Annotated in this window: 14 protein-coding genes and 2 pseudogenes; 7 read left to right on the top strand and 9 right to left on the bottom strand. The window is 73.0% G+C overall.

Annotated elements, in window-relative coordinates:
• Nucleotide 1 precedes the first annotated feature (1 nt).
• Nucleotides 2-1201 carry a flavin-containing monooxygenase gene (locus ACWD5Q_RS04595; protein ID WP_451425529.1) on the bottom strand — a complete coding sequence of 400 codons (1200 nt, stop codon included), beginning with the start codon at nt 1199-1201 and terminating at the stop codon, nt 2-4.
• A 424-nt stretch (nt 1202-1625) separates the two neighbouring features.
• On the opposite strand from ACWD5Q_RS04595, the pseudogene ACWD5Q_RS04590 reads away from it, so the two are divergent.
• Nucleotides 1626-1824: pseudogene (locus ACWD5Q_RS04590) on the top strand (Zn-ribbon domain-containing OB-fold protein); the annotation flags it as partial.
• Between the two features lie 92 nt (nt 1825-1916).
• Entirely contained in the window at nt 1917-2522 is a 606-nt protein-coding gene (locus ACWD5Q_RS04585) for a GNAT family N-acetyltransferase (RefSeq protein ID WP_451425528.1), read from the top strand.
• Between the two features lie 85 nt (nt 2523-2607).
• On the opposite strand, the gene ACWD5Q_RS04580 is transcribed toward ACWD5Q_RS04585, so the two are convergent.
• Nucleotides 2608-3264, bottom strand: a complete 657-nt coding sequence (locus ACWD5Q_RS04580; protein WP_451425527.1) for a pyridoxine/pyridoxamine 5'-phosphate oxidase — start codon at nt 3262-3264, stop codon at nt 2608-2610.
• 413 nt (nt 3265-3677) lie between these two features.
• Nucleotides 3678-4304 (bottom strand): LysE family translocator, encoded by a 627-nt coding sequence (locus tag ACWD5Q_RS04575; RefSeq protein WP_451425526.1) that lies wholly within the window; start codon nt 4302-4304, stop codon nt 3678-3680.
• Nucleotides 4305-4386: 82 nt separating this feature from the next.
• Here ACWD5Q_RS04575 and ACWD5Q_RS04570 point away from each other — a divergent pair, with 82 nt between their 5' ends.
• Nucleotides 4387-4848 carry an Lrp/AsnC family transcriptional regulator gene (locus ACWD5Q_RS04570; protein ID WP_451425525.1) on the top strand — a complete coding sequence of 154 codons (462 nt, stop codon included), beginning with the start codon at nt 4387-4389 and terminating at the stop codon, nt 4846-4848.
• A gap of 104 nt (nt 4849-4952) precedes the next feature.
• Here the strand turns inward: ACWD5Q_RS04570 and ACWD5Q_RS04565 are convergent, their stop codons facing one another.
• On the bottom strand, nt 4953-5600 hold the full coding sequence (locus ACWD5Q_RS04565) for a TetR family transcriptional regulator (protein ID WP_451425524.1): 648 nt from the start codon (nt 5598-5600) through the stop codon (nt 4953-4955).
• A 143-nt stretch (nt 5601-5743) separates the two neighbouring features.
• Here ACWD5Q_RS04565 and ACWD5Q_RS04560 point away from each other — a divergent pair, with 143 nt between their 5' ends.
• The 3 genes and pseudogenes from ACWD5Q_RS04560 to ACWD5Q_RS04550 form a co-directional block, all read left to right on the top strand.
• A complete protein-coding gene (locus ACWD5Q_RS04560; RefSeq protein ID WP_451425523.1) occupies nt 5744-6550 on the top strand; it encodes a VOC family protein in 807 nt (268 codons plus the stop codon).
• A 257-nt stretch (nt 6551-6807) separates the two neighbouring features.
• Entirely contained in the window at nt 6808-9144 is a 2337-nt protein-coding gene (locus ACWD5Q_RS04555) for an outer membrane protein assembly factor BamB family protein (protein WP_451425522.1), read from the top strand.
• Between the two features lie 221 nt (nt 9145-9365).
• Nucleotides 9366-9696, top strand: a pseudogene (locus ACWD5Q_RS04550) (AMP-binding protein); the annotation flags it as partial.
• On the opposite strand, the gene ACWD5Q_RS04545 reads toward ACWD5Q_RS04550, so the two are convergent.
• The 3 genes from ACWD5Q_RS04545 to ACWD5Q_RS04535 form a co-directional block, all read right to left on the bottom strand.
• Nucleotides 9674-10267, bottom strand: coding sequence for a hypothetical protein (locus ACWD5Q_RS04545; RefSeq protein ID WP_451425657.1), 594 nt, complete (start codon nt 10265-10267; stop codon nt 9674-9676). The pseudogene ACWD5Q_RS04550 and the gene ACWD5Q_RS04545 sit on opposite strands and share 23 nt — an antisense overlap.
• 287 nt (nt 10268-10554) lie before the next feature.
• Nucleotides 10555-10722 carry a hypothetical protein gene (locus ACWD5Q_RS04540; protein ID WP_451425521.1) on the bottom strand — a complete coding sequence of 56 codons (168 nt, stop codon included), beginning with the start codon at nt 10720-10722 and terminating at the stop codon, nt 10555-10557.
• A 204-nt stretch (nt 10723-10926) separates the two neighbouring features.
• Nucleotides 10927-13869 carry a BTAD domain-containing putative transcriptional regulator gene (locus ACWD5Q_RS04535; protein ID WP_451425520.1) on the bottom strand — a complete coding sequence of 981 codons (2943 nt, stop codon included), beginning with the start codon at nt 13867-13869 and terminating at the stop codon, nt 10927-10929.
• Nucleotides 13870-14247: 378 nt separating this feature from the next.
• Between ACWD5Q_RS04535 and ACWD5Q_RS04530 the strand changes: the two genes are divergently transcribed.
• Nucleotides 14248-14679: an aldehyde dehydrogenase family protein gene (locus ACWD5Q_RS04530; RefSeq protein WP_451425519.1), complete on the top strand. Its 432-nt coding sequence runs from the start codon at nt 14248-14250 to the stop codon at nt 14677-14679.
• Here the strand turns inward: ACWD5Q_RS04530 and ACWD5Q_RS04525 are convergent.
• Nucleotides 14651-15046 carry a nitroreductase family deazaflavin-dependent oxidoreductase gene (locus ACWD5Q_RS04525; protein WP_451425518.1) on the bottom strand — a complete coding sequence of 132 codons (396 nt, stop codon included), beginning with the start codon at nt 15044-15046 and terminating at the stop codon, nt 14651-14653. The two genes, ACWD5Q_RS04530 and ACWD5Q_RS04525, sit on opposite strands and share 29 nt — an antisense overlap.
• A 102-nt stretch (nt 15047-15148) precedes the next feature.
• Nucleotides 15149-16669 carry a CehA/McbA family metallohydrolase gene (locus tag ACWD5Q_RS04520; protein ID WP_451425517.1) on the bottom strand — a complete coding sequence of 507 codons (1521 nt, stop codon included), beginning with the start codon at nt 16667-16669 and terminating at the stop codon, nt 15149-15151.
• Between the last annotated feature and the right edge of the window lie 194 nt (nt 16670-16863).

Below are 16863 nucleotides of genomic sequence, written 5' to 3'. Positions count from 1 at the left end.
GTCAGCCGGTGGCGCGGGCCCGGTCCACGTGGCGCGCCACGGCCTTCGCTATCTTCCGGGCGTCGAGGGCCAGTTCGCGGAGCATGCCGCTGACCGGATTGGTGAACCCGGTGAAGTAGAGGCCGGGGGCGGTGCGGGGGGTGCGGGCGCCGTGGACGACCGGCTTGCCGCGGGCGTCGAGGACACCGAGGTGGCCGACGAGATCCTCCAGCGCGCGGACGTACCCGGTGGCGGCGATCACCACCTCCGGCTCGGCCCGGCTGCCGTCGGCGAGGACGACCTTGTCGCCCTCGAACCCCTCGACGGCCGCCACGATCTCGACCCGCCCCCTGCGCACGGCCTCGATGAGCCCGACGTCCTGCACCGGGATGGAACCCTCGTTGACCCGGCTGTAGAGCCCGGTGCCGGGCCGGGGCAGCCCGTGCGCCGACAGATCGGGCACGCTCAGCTTCGCCATCGGACCAGCCAGCCGGTCGACGAGCCGCACCGGCAGCCGGCGGACGAGCACCCCCGTGTACTGGGCGGCCCATCCGGCGGTCGAGCGGCGCACGATGTGCGGCGGTGTCCGTACCGACAGCCGCACCCGGGAGGCCCCGCCCTCCACCAGGTCGACAGCGATCTCGGCGCCGGTGTTGCCGACGCCGACGACGAGGACGTCGCGCCCGGCGTAGGGCCGCGCGTCGCGGTACTCGCCGGCGTGCAGGAACTCGCCGGTGTAGGCGTCGAGACCGGGCCAGTCGGGCACGCGCGGGGTGTGGTTGTAACCGGTGGCGACGACGACCGCGCTGCCGGTCAGCCGGCGGCCCCCGGTGGCGTGCAGCAGCCAGCCGGTGCCGTCCGGGGCGGGCTCGACGTGCGAGACCTCGACGCCGGTGACGATCTCCAACTGGTGGTGCTCGGCGTACTTCTCCAGGTACCGCACCACGTTGTCGCGTGACACCCACCGCCCGAAGGACCGCGGCATCGGCAGCCCGGGCAGGGCCGAGAGGCGCCGGGTGGTGTGCAGACGTAGCCGGTCGTAGTGGCGCCGCCAGGACGCTCCGACGCGGTCGGACCTCTCCAGCACGACGGCCCGTACGCCCCGGGCGCGCAGCGCGCAGGCGGCGGCCAGGCCGCCCGGTCCGCCGCCGATGACGTAGACCGGCCGGTCCTCGTGGACGGGCACCGCGGGGTGCGGCGAAGGAGCAGTCGAGTCGGCCATGAGCGGGAGCGTAATCCCGTTGGTGGTTGATGGGTCTCGGTCAAGATCGAAATCGGTTGCGAATTGATCACGGCTGTAGAAATGGTGTGCGGAACTGGCGGCATACGATCGGAGCTGTGCCGATTCGCGGCGGTCGCGGTGAGCGAAAAGGGTTCTCCGTGACCGCCTTGTGCGTCGCGACGTGATCGCTTCACGCGTGGCCGTCTCGTGGGAGACCGCCTCCTGCGCGGCCGCCGTCCGTGCGCTGAACTGACGGACATGACGGACCGTCAGATGGATGGCTGGTGAGGGTGGGGTGAGGGCGCTTCATGGACACGATCCGGCTCACCGGCGCGGAATGACTCGCCGTGCTCCGCGTCGGGCTCGGGCTGTTCGGGATGGCGTGGCAGGCGTGGTCGGTGGACAGCGCGCGGGGACTGCTCCGATGAGCGGGCGCTACGACGCCCCCGACGTGGACGCCTTCACCCGCGCCCACGGGGACGCGGCAGCCGAGGGGCGGCTGTTGATCCGCCGCTGCGCGGCCTGCGGACGCGCGCACCGCTACCCGCGGGAGTTCTGCGTACTGCTGGAGCGAGGACGTGACCGCGGAGCGGGCGAGCGGGCACGCCACCCTCCACACCTGGGGATGGCGCTGGAGGCGGCGTTCCGGGAGGGGGCGCCGGCGTTCCGGTCGCCGGGACGGTGAGCGCGGCCGGCGGGTTGATTGAATGGTCCGATGACCGAGATACACCGGAAGTCCCCCGACCCGTCCCCGTTCCCCGAACTGCAGGGCCACGGCCTGCGGCTGACCAGTTGGGACCCGGAGTCCGAGGAGCACGTGGACGCGTGGTTCCGTGGGCTGACCGACCCGGATTTCGTGCGGTGGAACACTCCGCTGGGGATCGTGCGAGACCGGGCCGACGCGCGCCGGTCGCTGCGGTCGAAGGCGGTGGGCGCGGCGAACGGGACGAGCGCCTCGTACCGGATCACGGACGCGGCGACCGGTACGACGCTGGGAAACATGAGCGTCGGCATGATCGATCACGCACTGAGCGTCGCCCGCGTCGGCTACTGGGTGCTGCCCGAGGCCCGGGGCCAGGGCGTCGCCGCCCGCGCCCTGGCCGTCGCCGCCCACTGGGCCCTGACCGACCTGGGCCTCAACCGCCTGGAACTGGGCCACGCCCTGGGCCACGAGGCGTCCTGCCGCATCGCGGAACGGTGCGGCTTCCGCTACGAGGGGACGATGCGCGGCGCCATGTTCGAGAGCGGCCGGCGGGACGCGTTCCGCGACGCGCACCTCCACGCCCGTATCGCGGCCGACCCGGAACCGGATCTCTCGTAGTGGGGCTGCCTGGCGAAGCTTTACTGGGCGGGTGGCCGGACGCCGGAGCTCCGCCGGACCCGGAAGCGCGGTCACGGGACGCGCGTCAGGGCCACAGCAGGTGCCGGGCCCACCCCTCGCCCTCGCGGCGGTAGGCCAGGCGTACATGCCGGCGGCCCGCGTCCCCCTGGAAGAACTCCACCTCCTTGGGCCTGAGCCGGTAGAGCGTCCAGGACGGGACCGGGGCGTCCGGCTCGCGCCGCGCCCGCTCCCACGCCTGCCGCGACGCCCGTGCCAACTCCTCCGCCGAGCCGAGCACTTCGCTCTGGCGACCGGTGAGCGCCGCGGCCAGCGCCCCGGTCGAACGAGCGTGCAGATCCGCCTGCCCCTCCGCCGCGGGCGCGGCCGTGACCGGCCCGCGCACCCGGATCTGGCGGCCCTGGGCGGGCCAGTAGAAGCCCAGGGCGCCATACGGTCGCGTCGCCAGTTGCCGGCCCTTGCGGCTGTCCGCGTGCGTCGCGAACGCCCACCCCCGCGCGTCCGCTCCATGCAGCATCACGATGCGCACGTCGGGTGTGCCGTCGGCGTCCGCCGTCGCCAGCGACATCGTGTGCGGCTCGGGCTGCCCCGCCGCCACCGCCTCCGCGAACCACCGCGTGAACAGCGCCAGCGGGTCCGCGGGCGCCGTCGCCGGGTCGAAGGAGGGCAGCTCGACGTCCCAGACCCGAAGGGACCTGAGCAGCTCGTGAAGATCCGTTCCCATGCCCTGAGTATCGCCGCCGGGTCCGGCGGTGCCGGGCGAGCCCCGTCCGGGCCGAGAGCGCGGACCGGGTGTGGGCGTCGGCGCACGCCGCTGGTCCGGGTACAGGCGCGGGCGCGCACCGTGGTCCGGGTACGGGTGTGGGCGCACACTCCCGGCCCGGCTCCGGCTCATCGCCCCAGTGCCACCGTCCCCACGCTACGAGGGGGACGGAGATTGTGTACCGGCCGAACTGCAGCACATCCGGGAAGAGTGTTGCACTTGGGGATCCCACTCCCTGCTCGCGGCCGCCGTACACCACGCCCCTGGACGTGGCCTTCGAACTTCGCTCGATCACCAGTTGCCAGCCCTCATCCAGCGGTCCTCCCCCTCCCCATGTTCCGGGTCCCCCCGCCCAGGGCGTCCCACCACGCCCCTCAGAGCGTCGCCAGTCGCTCCACCAGCAGGAACCCGCCGATCCCCAGCATCGCGGCCCCGCTCGTCCGGGTGACCGCGCGGGCCGCGGCGGGCCGGGCCGCCAGGACCGTCCGGGCCAGGACCCCGACGGTGAGGTAGACGGCCGCGCAGCACGCCATGTGCGCGAGGCCCAGCACCCCCGTCTGCACCGCCACCGGCAGCCGCGCCCCCCTCGTGACCAGGAACTGCGGCAGCACGGAGAGATAGAGCAGCAGGCCCTTGGGGTTCAGGCCGCTGATGCCGGCGCCGCGCAGGAAGACCCGGGCCCGGCGCGCGTCGGCGGCCTCCCCGACGGCCGCGCCCGGAGTGCCCGGCCGGCGCAGCACCCCCCACCCGAGCCACACCAGATACCCGGCCCCCGCCACCGTCAACGCCGTCAGCAGCCCCGGCGACCCCGCCACCAGGACCGCGAGCCCCGCCGCCGCCAGTGCCGTGTGCACCGCGTACCCCGCCACCAGGCCCCCCACCGCCGGCACCACCGACCGCCCGCGCAGGCCCGCCGCGATCGCGTACGCCCAGTCGGCCCCCGGCACGCACACCAGCAGCAGGTCAACGGCGAGGAAGGACACCATCGCTCCCATGTTCATGGGGGTGACATTAGGCATGAACAGGCCGAAAGTGTTTCCGAAGTTTCCTCAGGATCGGGTCGCCTGGGGGAGGATTTTCCCCATGGACTCCGTGGACCAGAAAATCCTTGCCGAGCTTCAGCAGGACGGGCGGCTGACCGTGACCGAGCTGGCGGCGCGGGTGCGGCTCAGTGTGTCGCCGTGCCACCGTCGGCTGCGCGAGCTGGAGCGCAACGGCGCGATCCGCGGCTATCGCGCGGTGGTGGACCCGGCCGCCGTCGGGCTGAACTTCGAGGCGCTGGTCTTCGTCTCGATGCGCCAGGAGGACCGGGACACGGTCGCCGGGTTCGAGCGGGCGCTGAGCGAGGTGGAGCACGTCCTGGAGGCCCAGCGGCTGTTCGGCGACCCCGACTATCTGCTGCGGATCGCGACCGTGGACCTCGCCGCCTTCCAGCGGCTCTACGACGAGCGCCTGGCCACCCTGCCGGGCGTGCAGCGACTGACGTCCACCCTGGTGATGAAGCACGTGGTGGAGGACCGCCCGCTGCCCATGACGCGCCCATGAGCAGCGGGCGGTGGCCCACCGGAGTGGACCACCGCCCGTATGACAGAACGAGTGCCGGAACCGCGAGGAGCCGGCCTGGTCAGGGGTAAAAGTGTGGTGCCGGGCTACCTCGTCGGCTTCTTCTCGGTCACGCCCAGGTACACCAACAGCGCCAGGTTCGGCTTCAGTTCGGCCTGTTTGACGCCCCAGGACGTGAAGCCCTTCTGGTGGGAGGCCACGGAGGCGAGCATCGCCACGAGCGCGCCGGCCACGGCCGCCGGGTGCACCTCCCTGTCGACCCTGCCCTTGGACTGGAGTTCGGCGATCGAGTCCGCGAGGGAGCTGGTCACCGAGTTCAGGATCTTCATGCGGAGCTTGTAGAAGCGTTTGTCGCCCTCGGCCGCGCCCAGGTCGACGACCCGCAGGATCGCATCGTGCCTGCGCCAGAACTCCAGGAAACCGTCCACGAGTTCCTGCGCGGTCTGCCAGCCCGCCTTGCCGACCCACGAGCGGCCCTCGAGCAGACCGGTCAACCCGGCGCCCTCCGTGGCCATGTGCTCGGCGATCTCCAGGACGGCGCCCTCGACGTCCGGGAAGTACTGGTAGAAGGTGGCGGGAGACGTCCCCGCCTTCCGGGCGACATCGATGACTTTGACGTCCCGGTAAGGCGATGAGCTGAGCATCTCGCTGAGGCAGTCGAGCAGCTTCTGCCGGGTCGCCTGCCCACGCCGGCCGGCCACACGGCCGTCGACGGTACGCACTTGTCCTGTCATGCCGTCAGCTTACCGAGGGGTGATGGGAGCGCGATTCGGCCGACTGCAAATGGGGAGTGGAGGGGCGGATGAGTGCTTTCGTGGCTGGTGAGAAGGGAGTACATGCGCGCGCGCTCCGCGAGAATCCCTTTTAACTTGGCGGCATGGCCGAAAATCAGCCGTCGCCTCCGTCGTCCCCGTCATCGGGGGACGACGCCTCTGCCGCGCACGGCGCCGCTCGCCCGGGCGCCTCGTCTCCGGGCGGCACCGCCTTCCCCGAGGGCGTCCCCTGCTGGGTCGACGTCCAGCTGCCGGACCTGGACGCGGGCAAGCGGTTCTACGGTGGGCTCTTCGGGTGGACCTTCGAGGAGGCGTACGGCTCCACCGTGTGGGCACGCCTGGACGGCGAACCGGTGGCCGCGCTGGTCCGCAAGCGGGACGGACGGATGCCCACCGTGTGGACGGTGTACTTCGCGACGCCCGACGCCGCCGCGCTCGCCGGGCGGATCCGGGCGGCCGGCGGCCAGGTGATCGTCCCGCCCACCCCCCTGGACCGCCTCGGCCTCATGGCGCTGACCACGGACCCCCAGGGCGCCGTGTTCGGGCTGTGGCAGGCCGGGACCCACCCGGGCTTCGGCAAGCGGCACGAGCCCGGCTGCTTCACCTGGTCCGAGCTGTACACGCGGGACACCGCCGCCGCGAACACCTTCTACACGGGACTCTTCCACGATGCCCTGTTCGGGCCGGGTGCCGTACCCGACTTCGGGCGCGCGCCGGTCCAGGACATCTTTCCCGCCGAGATGCCGCCCCACTTCCTCGTCCACTTCGGCGTCGAGGACGGGGCGGCCGCGATCGAGGCGGTGGTCCGGCTGGGGGGCCGGGTACAGGTACCGCCGTTCGAGGCCTCGTACGGACGGGTGGCGGTCGTCACGGACAATCAGGGGGCGTCCTTCGCGCTGCTCCAGCGGTAGCGGGGGGCGCCGCGGCGCCCCCCAGGGCGGCATTTCCGGGGCGCGTCGGGCGTTCCATCATGCGGTCGCCCGCTTCCCCGGAAGCGCTCGGCATGGTTTTGTCCTGAGACACCCCGATCCGCCCCCGGGTTCGCAACCGGTGGCCCGGACAGGAAGAATCGGGGTGCGTGCCGCCACGGCGGTGCGGTGGTGAGACGCTGCACGGGGTCGCGTGCACGAGGCGGATGACGCGACCCGTACGGGGAGGTGGCAGGCAAGTGGTGGATCAGCTGACGCAGCACGATCCGCGGCGGATCGGGCCGTTCGAGGTGCTGGGACGGCTGGGTGCCGGCGGTATGGGGCTGGTCTATCTCGCGCGCTCGGCGTCGGGCCGGCGCGTGGCGATCAAGACGGTGCGCACGGAGCTGGCCGAGGACCAGTTGTTCCGGGTGCGCTTCACGCGTGAGGTCGAGGCCGCCCGGGCGGTCTCCGGCTTCTACACGGCGGCCGTGGTCGATGCCGACCCGCGCGCGGCCGTGCCGTGGCTCGCCACCGCCTATGTGCCCGCGCCCTCCCTCGAGGAGATAGTGACCGATTGCGGACCGCTGCCGGCCCAGGCGGTGCGCTGGCTGGCCGCGGGCGTGGCGGAGGCGCTGCAGTCCATCCACGGGGCGGGCCTGGTCCACCGTGACCTCAAGCCGTCGAACGTCCTCGTCGTCGAGGACGGCCCCCGGGTGATCGACTTCGGTATCGCCTCCGGCGTATCGAACACGCGCCTGACGATGACGAACGTCGCGGTCGGCACACCCGCCTACATGTCCCCCGAACAGGCGAAGGACTCGCGCAGCGTGACCGGCGCGAGCGATGTCTTCTCGCTCGGCTCGATGCTCGTCTTCGCGGCCACCGGACATCCCCCGTTCCACGGCGCCAACCCCGTCGAGACCGTCTTCATGCTGCTGCGCGAGGGCCCGGACCTGTCCGGCCTGCCGGACGAGCTGCGCCCGCTCATCGAGTCCTGCATGCAGATGGAGGCCACCGGCCGCCCCAACCCGGCCGACCTCCAGGCCCAGCTCGCACCCCACCTCTTCGGCTCGGGCTCCGACGACAGCGGTACGGCCTCCGCGTGGCTGCCCGAGAAGGCGGTCACCCTGATCGAGGCCCGCCGTGGCGGACGCCCGCCGGCCAAGCCGCCCGTCCCCGCCGGCCGCAGCGGCGGGGGCGGCGGACGGCCCGCGGTGCCGCCCCCGCCGTCGTACGACCCGATGCCGGTGCCGGTCGGCGCACCCGACGCCGGACCGGTGCGGCTCGCGGGCGCGGCGGTGCCGATCGGCCCCGGCCCGAGAGTCGCCGACGCGCGGGCGGCCGCCGTGAAGGCGCCTCCCCCCGAGGCGGGTCTCGCCGCGTCCTGGTCCCGCCCGGCCGGCGGCGTCAACGGAGCGGCCGGAGCCGCCCCCGCGATCGCGCCCCCGCCCCCGGAGACGGCCTCCGGCTGGCGCCCGTGGCGCTTCCGTATGTCGAACGACGTCTGGGGCACGCCGGCGGTCGCCGACGACCTCGTGTACGTGACCTCCTTCGAAGTGCACGCCCTGGACGTGGCGACGGGCCGCCGCCGCTTCAAGACCCGCGACGTCGCATGGTCGATGGCGGTCGCCGACGGCCGGGTCCACGCCTCGGACGGCCCCACCCTCTACGCCCTGGATGCCCGCGAGGGCACGGACCTGTGGCGGCTGTCCGTGGACGGCTGGGTGTACTCGCTCAAGGCCGACCGGGGCACGGTCGTCACCGGGACCCGCGGCGGCGGCGTACAGGCGTGGGCGGCGTCGAACGGGCAGAAGCTGTGGGAGATCAGCGGCGCCCAGACCGACTTCGAGTCGCCGGAGGCCGGGCCGCTGGTCCATGACGGCACGGTGTACGTCTGGCAGGACGCCCGGCTGCGGGCCCTCAAGGCGCGTACGGGCGAGGAGCGCTGGTCGTACCCGATCGGGGACGCGGCGTCCTGCGGCGGGGTCCCGGTGCGCCTGACCCAGGCGGCGGACGGCTGTGTGTACGTCTCGGCCGGCACCCGGGTCCTGGCCATCGAGGTCGCGACCGGCATGCTGCGCTGGCACTTCGAGGCCCCGGCGGTGTTCCTGAGCCCGCCGGCCTTCGCGCCCGGCCCGGCCGTCACCGGCGGCGGCATCTACCTCGCCGACTACCTGGGCACGGTGTACGCCCTCGACGCCGCGGACGGCCGCGACCGCTGGCGCATCGCGACGGAGGCACGGGCCGCGATCGACCCGGTGCTGGTCGCCGCGGGACACGTCCACGTGGGCAGCGGCAGGGGCCTGTACACCCTGGACGCGGTCACGGGCACCCCGAAGTGGCGCTTCCAGGCGGGCGGCGACATCGTGGGCACCCCGGCGGTGGCGGAGGGCCGTATCCACTTCGGCTCCACGGACCACCTGCTGTACACGCTGAAGGCCGACGACGGGCGCCTGCGCTGGAAGCTGGCCACCGGCGGGGAGATCACCGGCGCGCCCGTGGTGAAGGACGGCGTGGTGTACGCGTGCAGCAAGGACCGCTGTGTGTACGCACTGGACGCCGAGAAGGGGACGGGCACGGCGCGGACGGCCTGAGCCGTACGGCCGCCGTCGCCCGGACCTGCCGGAGGGGACGCCGGCCGTCCCCGGCGTGAACGCGGAGCGCGCGCGTGGTGCCACGCGGTGGCGGCCGGCCGGGACACTCACCTCACCCGGTGGCCCCCGTCCGCCGCGCGGCGAACAGCTCCGCCCGCTGCTCGGGCGGCAGCTTCCCGAGCGCGATCAGCAGCGGCGCCTGCGCGAAGGCCGCGGCCCCTGACCACCCCTCCCGGAACGCGCACGACCTCACGTCACTACGCCTGGTGGTGACGGGAGCGGCAGTGGTGCCGCTCCGCCCGGTGGAACGCCTGCGCGGCGAACTCGCCGTCGAGACGGTCCTGACGGCATACGGCCTGTCGGAGGCCGGCGGCTTCGTGACGATGCACCGTCACGGCGACGACCCGTCACTGATCCGGCGACCTCGGGAAAGGGCGATCCCCGGCACAGAAAAGTGAGGGTGGCGAACCCCAAGGGCGAACCTCTGCCCCAGGCGCTCCCGTGGAGATCCTGGTCCGAGGCTTCCACCTCACGCAGGGCTACTACGAGGACGCGAGCCGTCCGGGGTGTGCAGCTCGGTCTGGGTTTCGGGGCGGAGGCCGGCGTCGAACATGCGCAGGCGGGCGATGGTCTCCGCGGGTGAACCGGAGCCGGGATCGGCGAGCTTCAGCCAGTTCCGGGCCCTGGTGGCGCCGAGGAGAGGGGCTTCGAGTGCGACGGCGAGGGCGGCTGGGGTGGTGAGCGGCGCGCGGTGCACCGTGCCGACGTTCCGCCGGCCGAGCGCCGACTCCACGGCGACGAGGGCGTCGTCCCTGGGGCCGGTTCGGAGGAGGTCGGCGAGGGTGCGGGGGACCTCGGTGACGCGTAGTCCGCTCCGCTCCACGACCTCGACGCGGGGGAGGGGGATGCGATACACGCGTACGTCTTTGCCCTCGGGACGGTGGGTGGGCTCGGGGTCGGTGCACTCCAGTGGCGTAGCGGTGGCCGGGGTGAGGGTCTCGATCCGCCAGAGGGCCGCCGCCGAGCGGTGGCTCACGACGAGTTGCGGCTTGAGCAACTGCACGGCCCGGAGCCGAGTGGCGAGGAGAAGTTCCACTGCGTCTCGTGCGGCCACAGCGCGCACGCGGACACGGTGGGCGCCCTGAACGTTCTACGGGCCGGGCTGGCCCGTCGTCACGCCAACCAGGCATAGCGAGAAGCCCCCGGCTTCAGCCGGAGGAGGAGTCACATCGCCAAGATCGCAGAGATCCCGCGGACCCCGCTGTGCCTGTGGACAGCCCGGCATCTCAGGGGAACGACGTGGACGTCGCAGCGCCCCTGGCCCGGACACGCCTCGGCCGCGGCGGCTCCCCCTCCGCGCCGCCGCGGCCGATCCCCGTGTGGGAGGAAGGTCTAGCGCCTGTCGGGGCGTTAGCTGGGGTCGGACGTGATGTGGACGTTGTCCGGCTTGAAGATGCCGTTGTCCTTGGCGTCGGTGATGTGGACGTTGTCCGGCTTGACCGTGCCCTCGTCCTTGGCGTCGGTGATGTGGACGTTGTCCGGGTCGACGACCGGCTCGTCCTTCGTGGTGTCGCTCATGGTGCTTCCTCCCCTGGTGAACCGACTGAAAATGGGGGCCGCCCGGCCGTTCCCCCGAATGGACGGCCGGGCGAGTTACCGGGTCGCCTCACCCTGGACCGCGGGCTGGGCGACCTCGTCGGCGATCCGTCCGCCCCCGACGTAACGGATCGACAGGACAAGAGTGCCCTGTGGCGATAAACGAACGATGAACGCCGTCCGGGGCTACGCGGCAGCGGCCGGTGCCAGCAGGGCCCGGACGGTCTCGGCCTCGGGGGAGCCCAGTGCCTCGTAGATGGCGAGGGCTTCCTGCCAGCACACGTGGGCCCTTCCCGACTGCCCTATTCCGTTGAGCGCCCGTCCCAGCACGGTGAGGACATTGCCACGCCGCCACTCGCCGCCGATGCCGCGCAGCACGGTCAAGGCGGCCTCGGCGTTGGTCGAGGCCTGTGCGGGGCGTTGTGCCGCCAGGTCCACCTCGGCGAGCCTGAGCAGGGTCATGCCCTCCCAGAGGCGCTGGCGGCTGTCCCGGAAGACCTTCAGGGCCTCGTGCAACTGATCGGTGGCCTCCCCGTACAACCCGTTCTGGGTGAGGGCCATACCGAGGGCGTAGCGACCGTTGGCGCCCTTCAGGGCGTGCCCCAGCGCCTCATACGTCGCGACGCCTTGCTGGGCGAGCACCACGGCGCTGCGCGGCCGGCCGGTGGCGAGGTGGATACGCGAGAGGTTGCACAGGACGCTCGCTTCTCCGGCCGGGTCCGCGCAGTCCCGGAAGTCCGCCAGGGCCTGCTCCATGTGCCGTTCGGCGTCCGCGTACCGGCTTTGGTAGAAGGCCATGGCGCCGCGGATGTTGGCCGCCCAGCACCGCGCCAGGGGGTCGGTCGGCGATTCGGCGAGCCGGAGGGCCTCGCGTGCCGCGTCGTCCGCTTCCGCGAAGCGCCCGGAAAGGTGGTGGGCGACGGCGAGGACGGCGGAGGCGCGGCCCTGTGTCCGCCGGTCCTGGCCGGAGCGCGCGGCGTCGCGCAGGGTGATGGCCACGGCTTCGTATTCCCTGGCGTTGGCACCGGACTCCGAGAGGTCGACGGCCGCCCAGAGGAGGTCGATGGCGCGGAGCAGCGTTCCGGACGTTCCGAACTGGCGTATGCAGGCGAGCAGGCAGACCGCCTCCGCGTACAGCCAGTCCTGTGCCTGATGCCGGTTCTCGAACGTCAGCCCCGGGTATTCGGTCCGCTGGAGGTGGTCCACCAGCCGGTCCCCGGGCCGTTCGATGGCGTACACCCCCGCCGCGGTCGCCAGGTAGAAGTCCAGCAGTCGCGACATCGCCGCGTCCCGCTCGCTCGGCGGCTGTTCGTCCCGTTCCGCGCAGGCACGCGCGTAGAGGCGGACCAGGTCGTGGTAGCGGTAGCGGCCCGGGGCCGCGGACTCCAGCAGGGAGGTGTCGACCAGCGACTCCAGCAGGTCCTCCGTGTCCTCCACCGGGAGGTCGAGCACCGCCGCGGCCGCCGCCAGGGAGATGTCCGGGCCGTCCGCCAGGCCCAGGAGGCGGAAGGCGCGGGCCTGGGCCGGCTCCAGTTGGCCGTAGCCCAGTTCGAAGGTCGCCTTCACCGCCAGGTCGCCCGCCTGGAGTTCGTCCAGGCGGCGGCGTTCGTCGGCGAGCTTCGCCGCCAGGACCGAGACCGTCCATGTGCGGCGTGCCGCCAGGCGGGACGCGGCGATCCGGATGGCCAGGGGCAGGAAGCCGCACGCCGCCACCACGTCCAGCGCCGCTTTCCGCTCGGAGGCCACCCGCTCCTCGCCCACGATCTTCGTGAACAGCGACAGCGCCTCGTCCGGGGACATCACGTCCAGGTCCACCAGGTGCGCGCCGGCCAGGTCCAGCATGCGGACCCGGGAGGTGACGAGGGCCGCGCAGCCCTCCGTTCCCGGCAGCAGCGGACGTACCTGGGCCGCGTCCTTGGCGTTGTCCAGCAGGACCAGGACGCGTCGGCCGTCGAGCACCGAGCGGTACAGGGCCGACCGTTCCTCCAGCGAGTCGGGGATCGCGGAGTCCGCGGTGCCGAGCGCGCGCAGGAAGGAACCCAGGACCGTCTCCGGTTCCGCCGCTCGCGGGCCCGCGCCTTGGAGGTCGACGTAGAGCTGTCCGTCCGGGAAGGCCGAGCGGGCCTGGTGCGCGACGTGGACCGCGAGGGTCGTCTTGCCCACGCCGCCGATTCCCGCCAGCGCCGAGACGGCCATCACCCGGCCGTCCGCCGATGCCAGCACCTCGCTCAGCTCGGCGACGAAGGCGGCACGTCCCGTGAAGTCGGGGACGGTCGCCGGGAGTTGCGCCGGGCGGACGGGGGCCGCGGGCGGCTCCGGCGCGGGTGCCGACGGTTCCGCGAGGCCGGGGTCGGCCTGCAGGATTCGCTGCTGGAGGTCTTTGAGGCCGGGGCGGGGGTCGACTCCGAGTTCGTCGGCGAGCAGGCGGCGGGTGTCGGCGTAGACCGCGAGTGCCTCCGCCTGGCGGCCGGAGCGGTACAGCGCCAGCATCAGCAGTTCGCGGAGGCGTTCGCGCAGGGGGTGCGCCGCGGTCAGGGCCGTCAGTTCGGAGACCGCTTCCGCGTGGCAGCCCTGTTCGAGGTCCATGTCCAGGCGGGATTCGAGGAGTCGGAGGCGCCATTCCTCCAGGCGTGTGCGCTGTGTCTCGGCGTACGGTCCGGGGATGTTCGCCAGCGGCTCGCCGTCCCACAGGGCCAGCGCCTCGTTCAGGGCGCGCCGGGCCTGGCCGAGGTTCCCGGAGTTCTTCGCCTTCTCCGCTTCCGCGGCCAGTTCCCGGGCGGCGGCGAGGTCCAGGGAGCGGGCGTCCGGCAGGCGTACCGCGTATCCGCCGGACTCGCTGACCAGAACGCCGGGGGAGAGGACTTTGCGCAGCCGGGAGGCATAGGTCCGTACGGCCGCCAGTGCCCGAGGCGGCGGTTCGTCGCCCCAGAGCGCGTCGATCAGTTCGGACGCCGTCGCCGTGCGTCCCTCGCGCAGCAGCAGTGCGGCCAGCAGGGCGCGCTGCTGCGGGGAGCCGGTGGCCAGCGGTTCGTCCTCGCGCCAGGCGCGCACCGGTCCGAGTACGCCGAAGCGCAGAGCCGCCGATTCCTCGGCACTCCGCTGCTTCGGCACTCGCGGTACACCGTCCATCGCTGCCCCCTGGCACCCTGCCGAACGTCCACAATCGAGAGGCCAGTTTGCCTTGTTCATGGCGGATGCGTCAGCCATGGGAGACGGCGATCACGGTCGTGGTGCTGTGTGTCACAGGGTCCACACATGCTCTTCTCATCTCGGGTGGTGCGGATTCACGCCGAGCGGCTCCCGGTGCACTGGCGGTCCGTCAGGTCGGCGCTACGGTGACCGGCATGGAGACCTCGTCGAGCAGCGGCGATCTGCACGGCGCCCACCCGGGTGATCGCCCAGCGGGGTGTGGACGACCGTGTGGTGTCCGAACTGACCACCCAGGCGCGGCGGCTGACGGTCGGGGACCCGTGCGCACCGCCGCAAGGAGGGCGCCGGCTACCAGCCGTGGGCGAACGCCCGCCGTACGACCGGGGCTTCCATGTCGCGCCCACCCTCCTCGCGGACGGCACGCCCGAGATGCGGGTGGTCCGGGAGGAGATCTTCGGCCCGGTGGTCGTGGTCGTTGCCCTTCGAGGACGAGGAGGGGGGCATCGCCCTGGCCGACGACACCGACCACGGCCTCGTCGACCACGTCTGGTCCAGGGCGTGGCCCGCGCCTTCCGCGTTGCCCGCCGGCTGCGGGCGGGCCAGGTGGGCGTCAACACCGTCGGCCGCACCATGGAGGCCCCGTTCGGCGGCTTCGAGAAGAGCGGGGTGGGCCGCGACGTCGGCGCGTTACGCCCTGCACGCGTACAGCGAGTTGCAGGCGATCGTGTGGCCGGGGTGAAGGGGCCGGCCGGGGAGCGCCTCAGTCGTCCAGATCCACCCGCACCGTGAGCAGCCCCGTGCCGAGCGCCCGCACCGCCGCGCTGTTGAGGCGGGGCAGCGCCGTCAGCCGGGCCCGGGCGTCGTCGCCCGGGAGCAGATGGGCCGTGCCCGTGTGCCAGCGGCCCCCGATCCGGACCCGCACCCGGGGATCGGCCTGGATGTTGCGGATGTACTGGGACTTCTCGCCGTGCTCGGACACCAGCCAGAAGGAGTCGCCGACACGGCGCCCGCCCAGGGGGGTCCGGCGCGGCCGGCCCGACACACGGCCCGTGGTCTCCAGAAGTGTCTGGAGCGGCATACGACGCTGCACCGGATTGACGACGTGGCGCTGGAGCGCCGTGATCGCGCGGTACTTGAAGTCTGTGAAGCCCGGCATGGTCCCGTGTTCCCCCTGACGGCGTGAAGAGCGAGGCCCTGCGCGCAGTCTCGCAGACCGCGCATCGGGGCGCGCGGAGAATCGCCGCACGCCCCCGGTGGCCTACGCCTCGCCCAGGAAGACCGGGTTCGTGAACGCGGCCAGGACCCCCGGCACCGGACCCGCCGCCGCCTCGTGCCGCAGCTCGGCCCGTACGTAGGCCGCGTACGACGGAGTCGTGTGCCACTCCACCGTGCCCGCCCCGGACACCGGCAGCGGATCGCTGGTGAACAGCACGCCCTGGTCGGTGAGGAAGCGGACCGTGCAGCGGGGCGCGCCCTGTGCCTCCAGCCGGACCGTGACCGGGGTGTCGCGGTCCACCCGCAGCCGCTCGCCGATCCCCGCGTGCTCGCCGTGGCCGCCCGAGACGGTGAAGGCCAGCGAGACGTTCTTCGACTCGGCGACGTAGGAGCGGCCCGCGCGGATGCCCTCCTGGATGGCCTCCCGGGTCAGGTCGTCGGCGAGGACCACCGTCTGCGGGGTGCCGATCGCGTCGGGATCGCGGTGCGCGTCGCTGTTGCCCATCGCCGGGAGCCAGCGGCCGTGCCCCTCGCGGACCGACGCCACCAGCGTGTTGTCCCACTCCGCCAGCGTCGCCTCGTCGTCCGGTGTGAAGGGGCCGTTCCACACCTCCACCGCGTCCGCCTCGGCGAAGCCGAACTTCCAGCCGCAGCCGATGCAGGTGGCGTGCGGGTGGGCGGGGACGACCAGTCCGCCCGCCCGGTGGATCTCCCGGGCGAACCGGGCCCAGCGGTTGTCGCGCGCCCGGTAGCGCCAGTCGATGAAGGTGCCCGGGTCGGTGCCCAGCGCGAGCACATGGCCGTTCCGGGTCGTCACCTCCTCGCCGAGCATGATCAGCAGGTCGTCGCCCGCCTGGTCGGCCCAGTGCGCGTGCGAGGAGTGCGTGTTGTGTTCGGAGGAGTTGATGAAGTCCAGGCCCGCGGCCCGGGCCAGCGCCGCGATCTCGGCGGGCGTGCGGCGCCCGTCGGAGTACCAGGAGTGCATGTGGCAGTCGCCGCGGTACCAGGCGCGGCCCCGCCCCTTGGCCCGGGACGGTGGGTACACCGGCGTCGGGGTGACGCCCTGCTCGCCGTAGGTGAGGGTGATGGTGATCGCGTAGGTCAGGCCCTGCGGGGCCACCGTGTAGGGGCCCAGCGCGAGGTGCCAGGTGCCGGGGCGGACCGGGCCGGGCAGGTAGCCGGGGGTCGCGTCGTCCGCGCGGACGAAGAACTCGGAGCGCGCGCCGCCGGACCAGCCGCGGAAGCCCTTGCCGCCCAGTTCGGTGCCGCGCTCGTCGAAGAGCCCGATGTCGAGGGCGTTGCCCTGGGTGCCGGCCGGGACGGACGGCTTGTCGTAGGTGTAGGCGACCTTGATCTCCCGGACGCCCGCGGGGACGTCGACGGGGAGGTAGACGAAGTCGGGGGAGCCGGGCGGCAGGGTGCCGCGCACCGTCCTCGTCTCCTGGTTGTCGGCCGCCTCGGCGGTGGGACCGTGGGAGAAGCTCACGGTTGCCAAGGTAAGCGCGACGGCCGTGCTCGTCACGAACAGGGCGCGTCTGCCGATGCCGTGGTCGTCCTCGCACATGCTGCTGCTCCCAACGTGTCGGATGACAGGGGTGGGCAGGGGTAGCACGTGCCACTGTCGCGCCCGGCCGTGAACTTTGGCGCACGGGAAGCCGATCGGCCGCCGCGTGTCGGGGGAACAGCGGGTGCCCGCGCCGGCCGGTGGGCCGGTGGCATCCGGTGATGACGGCCGCCGTACCGACACCCGTCCGCCAG

The organism is Streptomyces sp. NPDC002513 (genome assembly GCF_053595355.1).
This window is presented reverse-complemented; position numbering and strand designations above follow the sequence as displayed.

Coding starts and splice junctions, on each gene's coding strand:
- ACWD5Q_RS04540 (WP_451425521.1), bottom strand. CDS start 10,722: ATGAGCGACACCACGAAGGACGAGCCGGTCGTCGACCCGGACAACGTC.
- ACWD5Q_RS04595 (WP_451425529.1), bottom strand. CDS start 1,201: ATGGCCGACTCGACTGCTCCTTCGCCGCACCCCGCGGTGCCCGTCCAC.
- ACWD5Q_RS04525 (WP_451425518.1), bottom strand. CDS start 15,046: ATGCCGGGCTTCACAGACTTCAAGTACCGCGCGATCACGGCGCTCCAG.
- ACWD5Q_RS04585 (WP_451425528.1), top strand. CDS start 1,917: ATGACCGAGATACACCGGAAGTCCCCCGACCCGTCCCCGTTCCCCGAA.
- ACWD5Q_RS04565 (WP_451425524.1), bottom strand. CDS start 5,600: ATGACAGGACAAGTGCGTACCGTCGACGGCCGTGTGGCCGGCCGGCGT.
- ACWD5Q_RS04520 (WP_451425517.1), bottom strand. CDS start 16,669: ATGTGCGAGGACGACCACGGCATCGGCAGACGCGCCCTGTTCGTGACG.
- ACWD5Q_RS04570 (WP_451425525.1), top strand. CDS start 4,387: ATGGACTCCGTGGACCAGAAAATCCTTGCCGAGCTTCAGCAGGACGGG.
- ACWD5Q_RS04560 (WP_451425523.1), top strand. CDS start 5,744: ATGGCCGAAAATCAGCCGTCGCCTCCGTCGTCCCCGTCATCGGGGGAC.
- ACWD5Q_RS04575 (WP_451425526.1), bottom strand. CDS start 4,304: ATGAACATGGGAGCGATGGTGTCCTTCCTCGCCGTTGACCTGCTGCTG.
- ACWD5Q_RS04535 (WP_451425520.1), bottom strand. CDS start 13,869: ATGGACGGTGTACCGCGAGTGCCGAAGCAGCGGAGTGCCGAGGAATCG.
- ACWD5Q_RS04580 (WP_451425527.1), bottom strand. CDS start 3,264: ATGGGAACGGATCTTCACGAGCTGCTCAGGTCCCTTCGGGTCTGGGAC.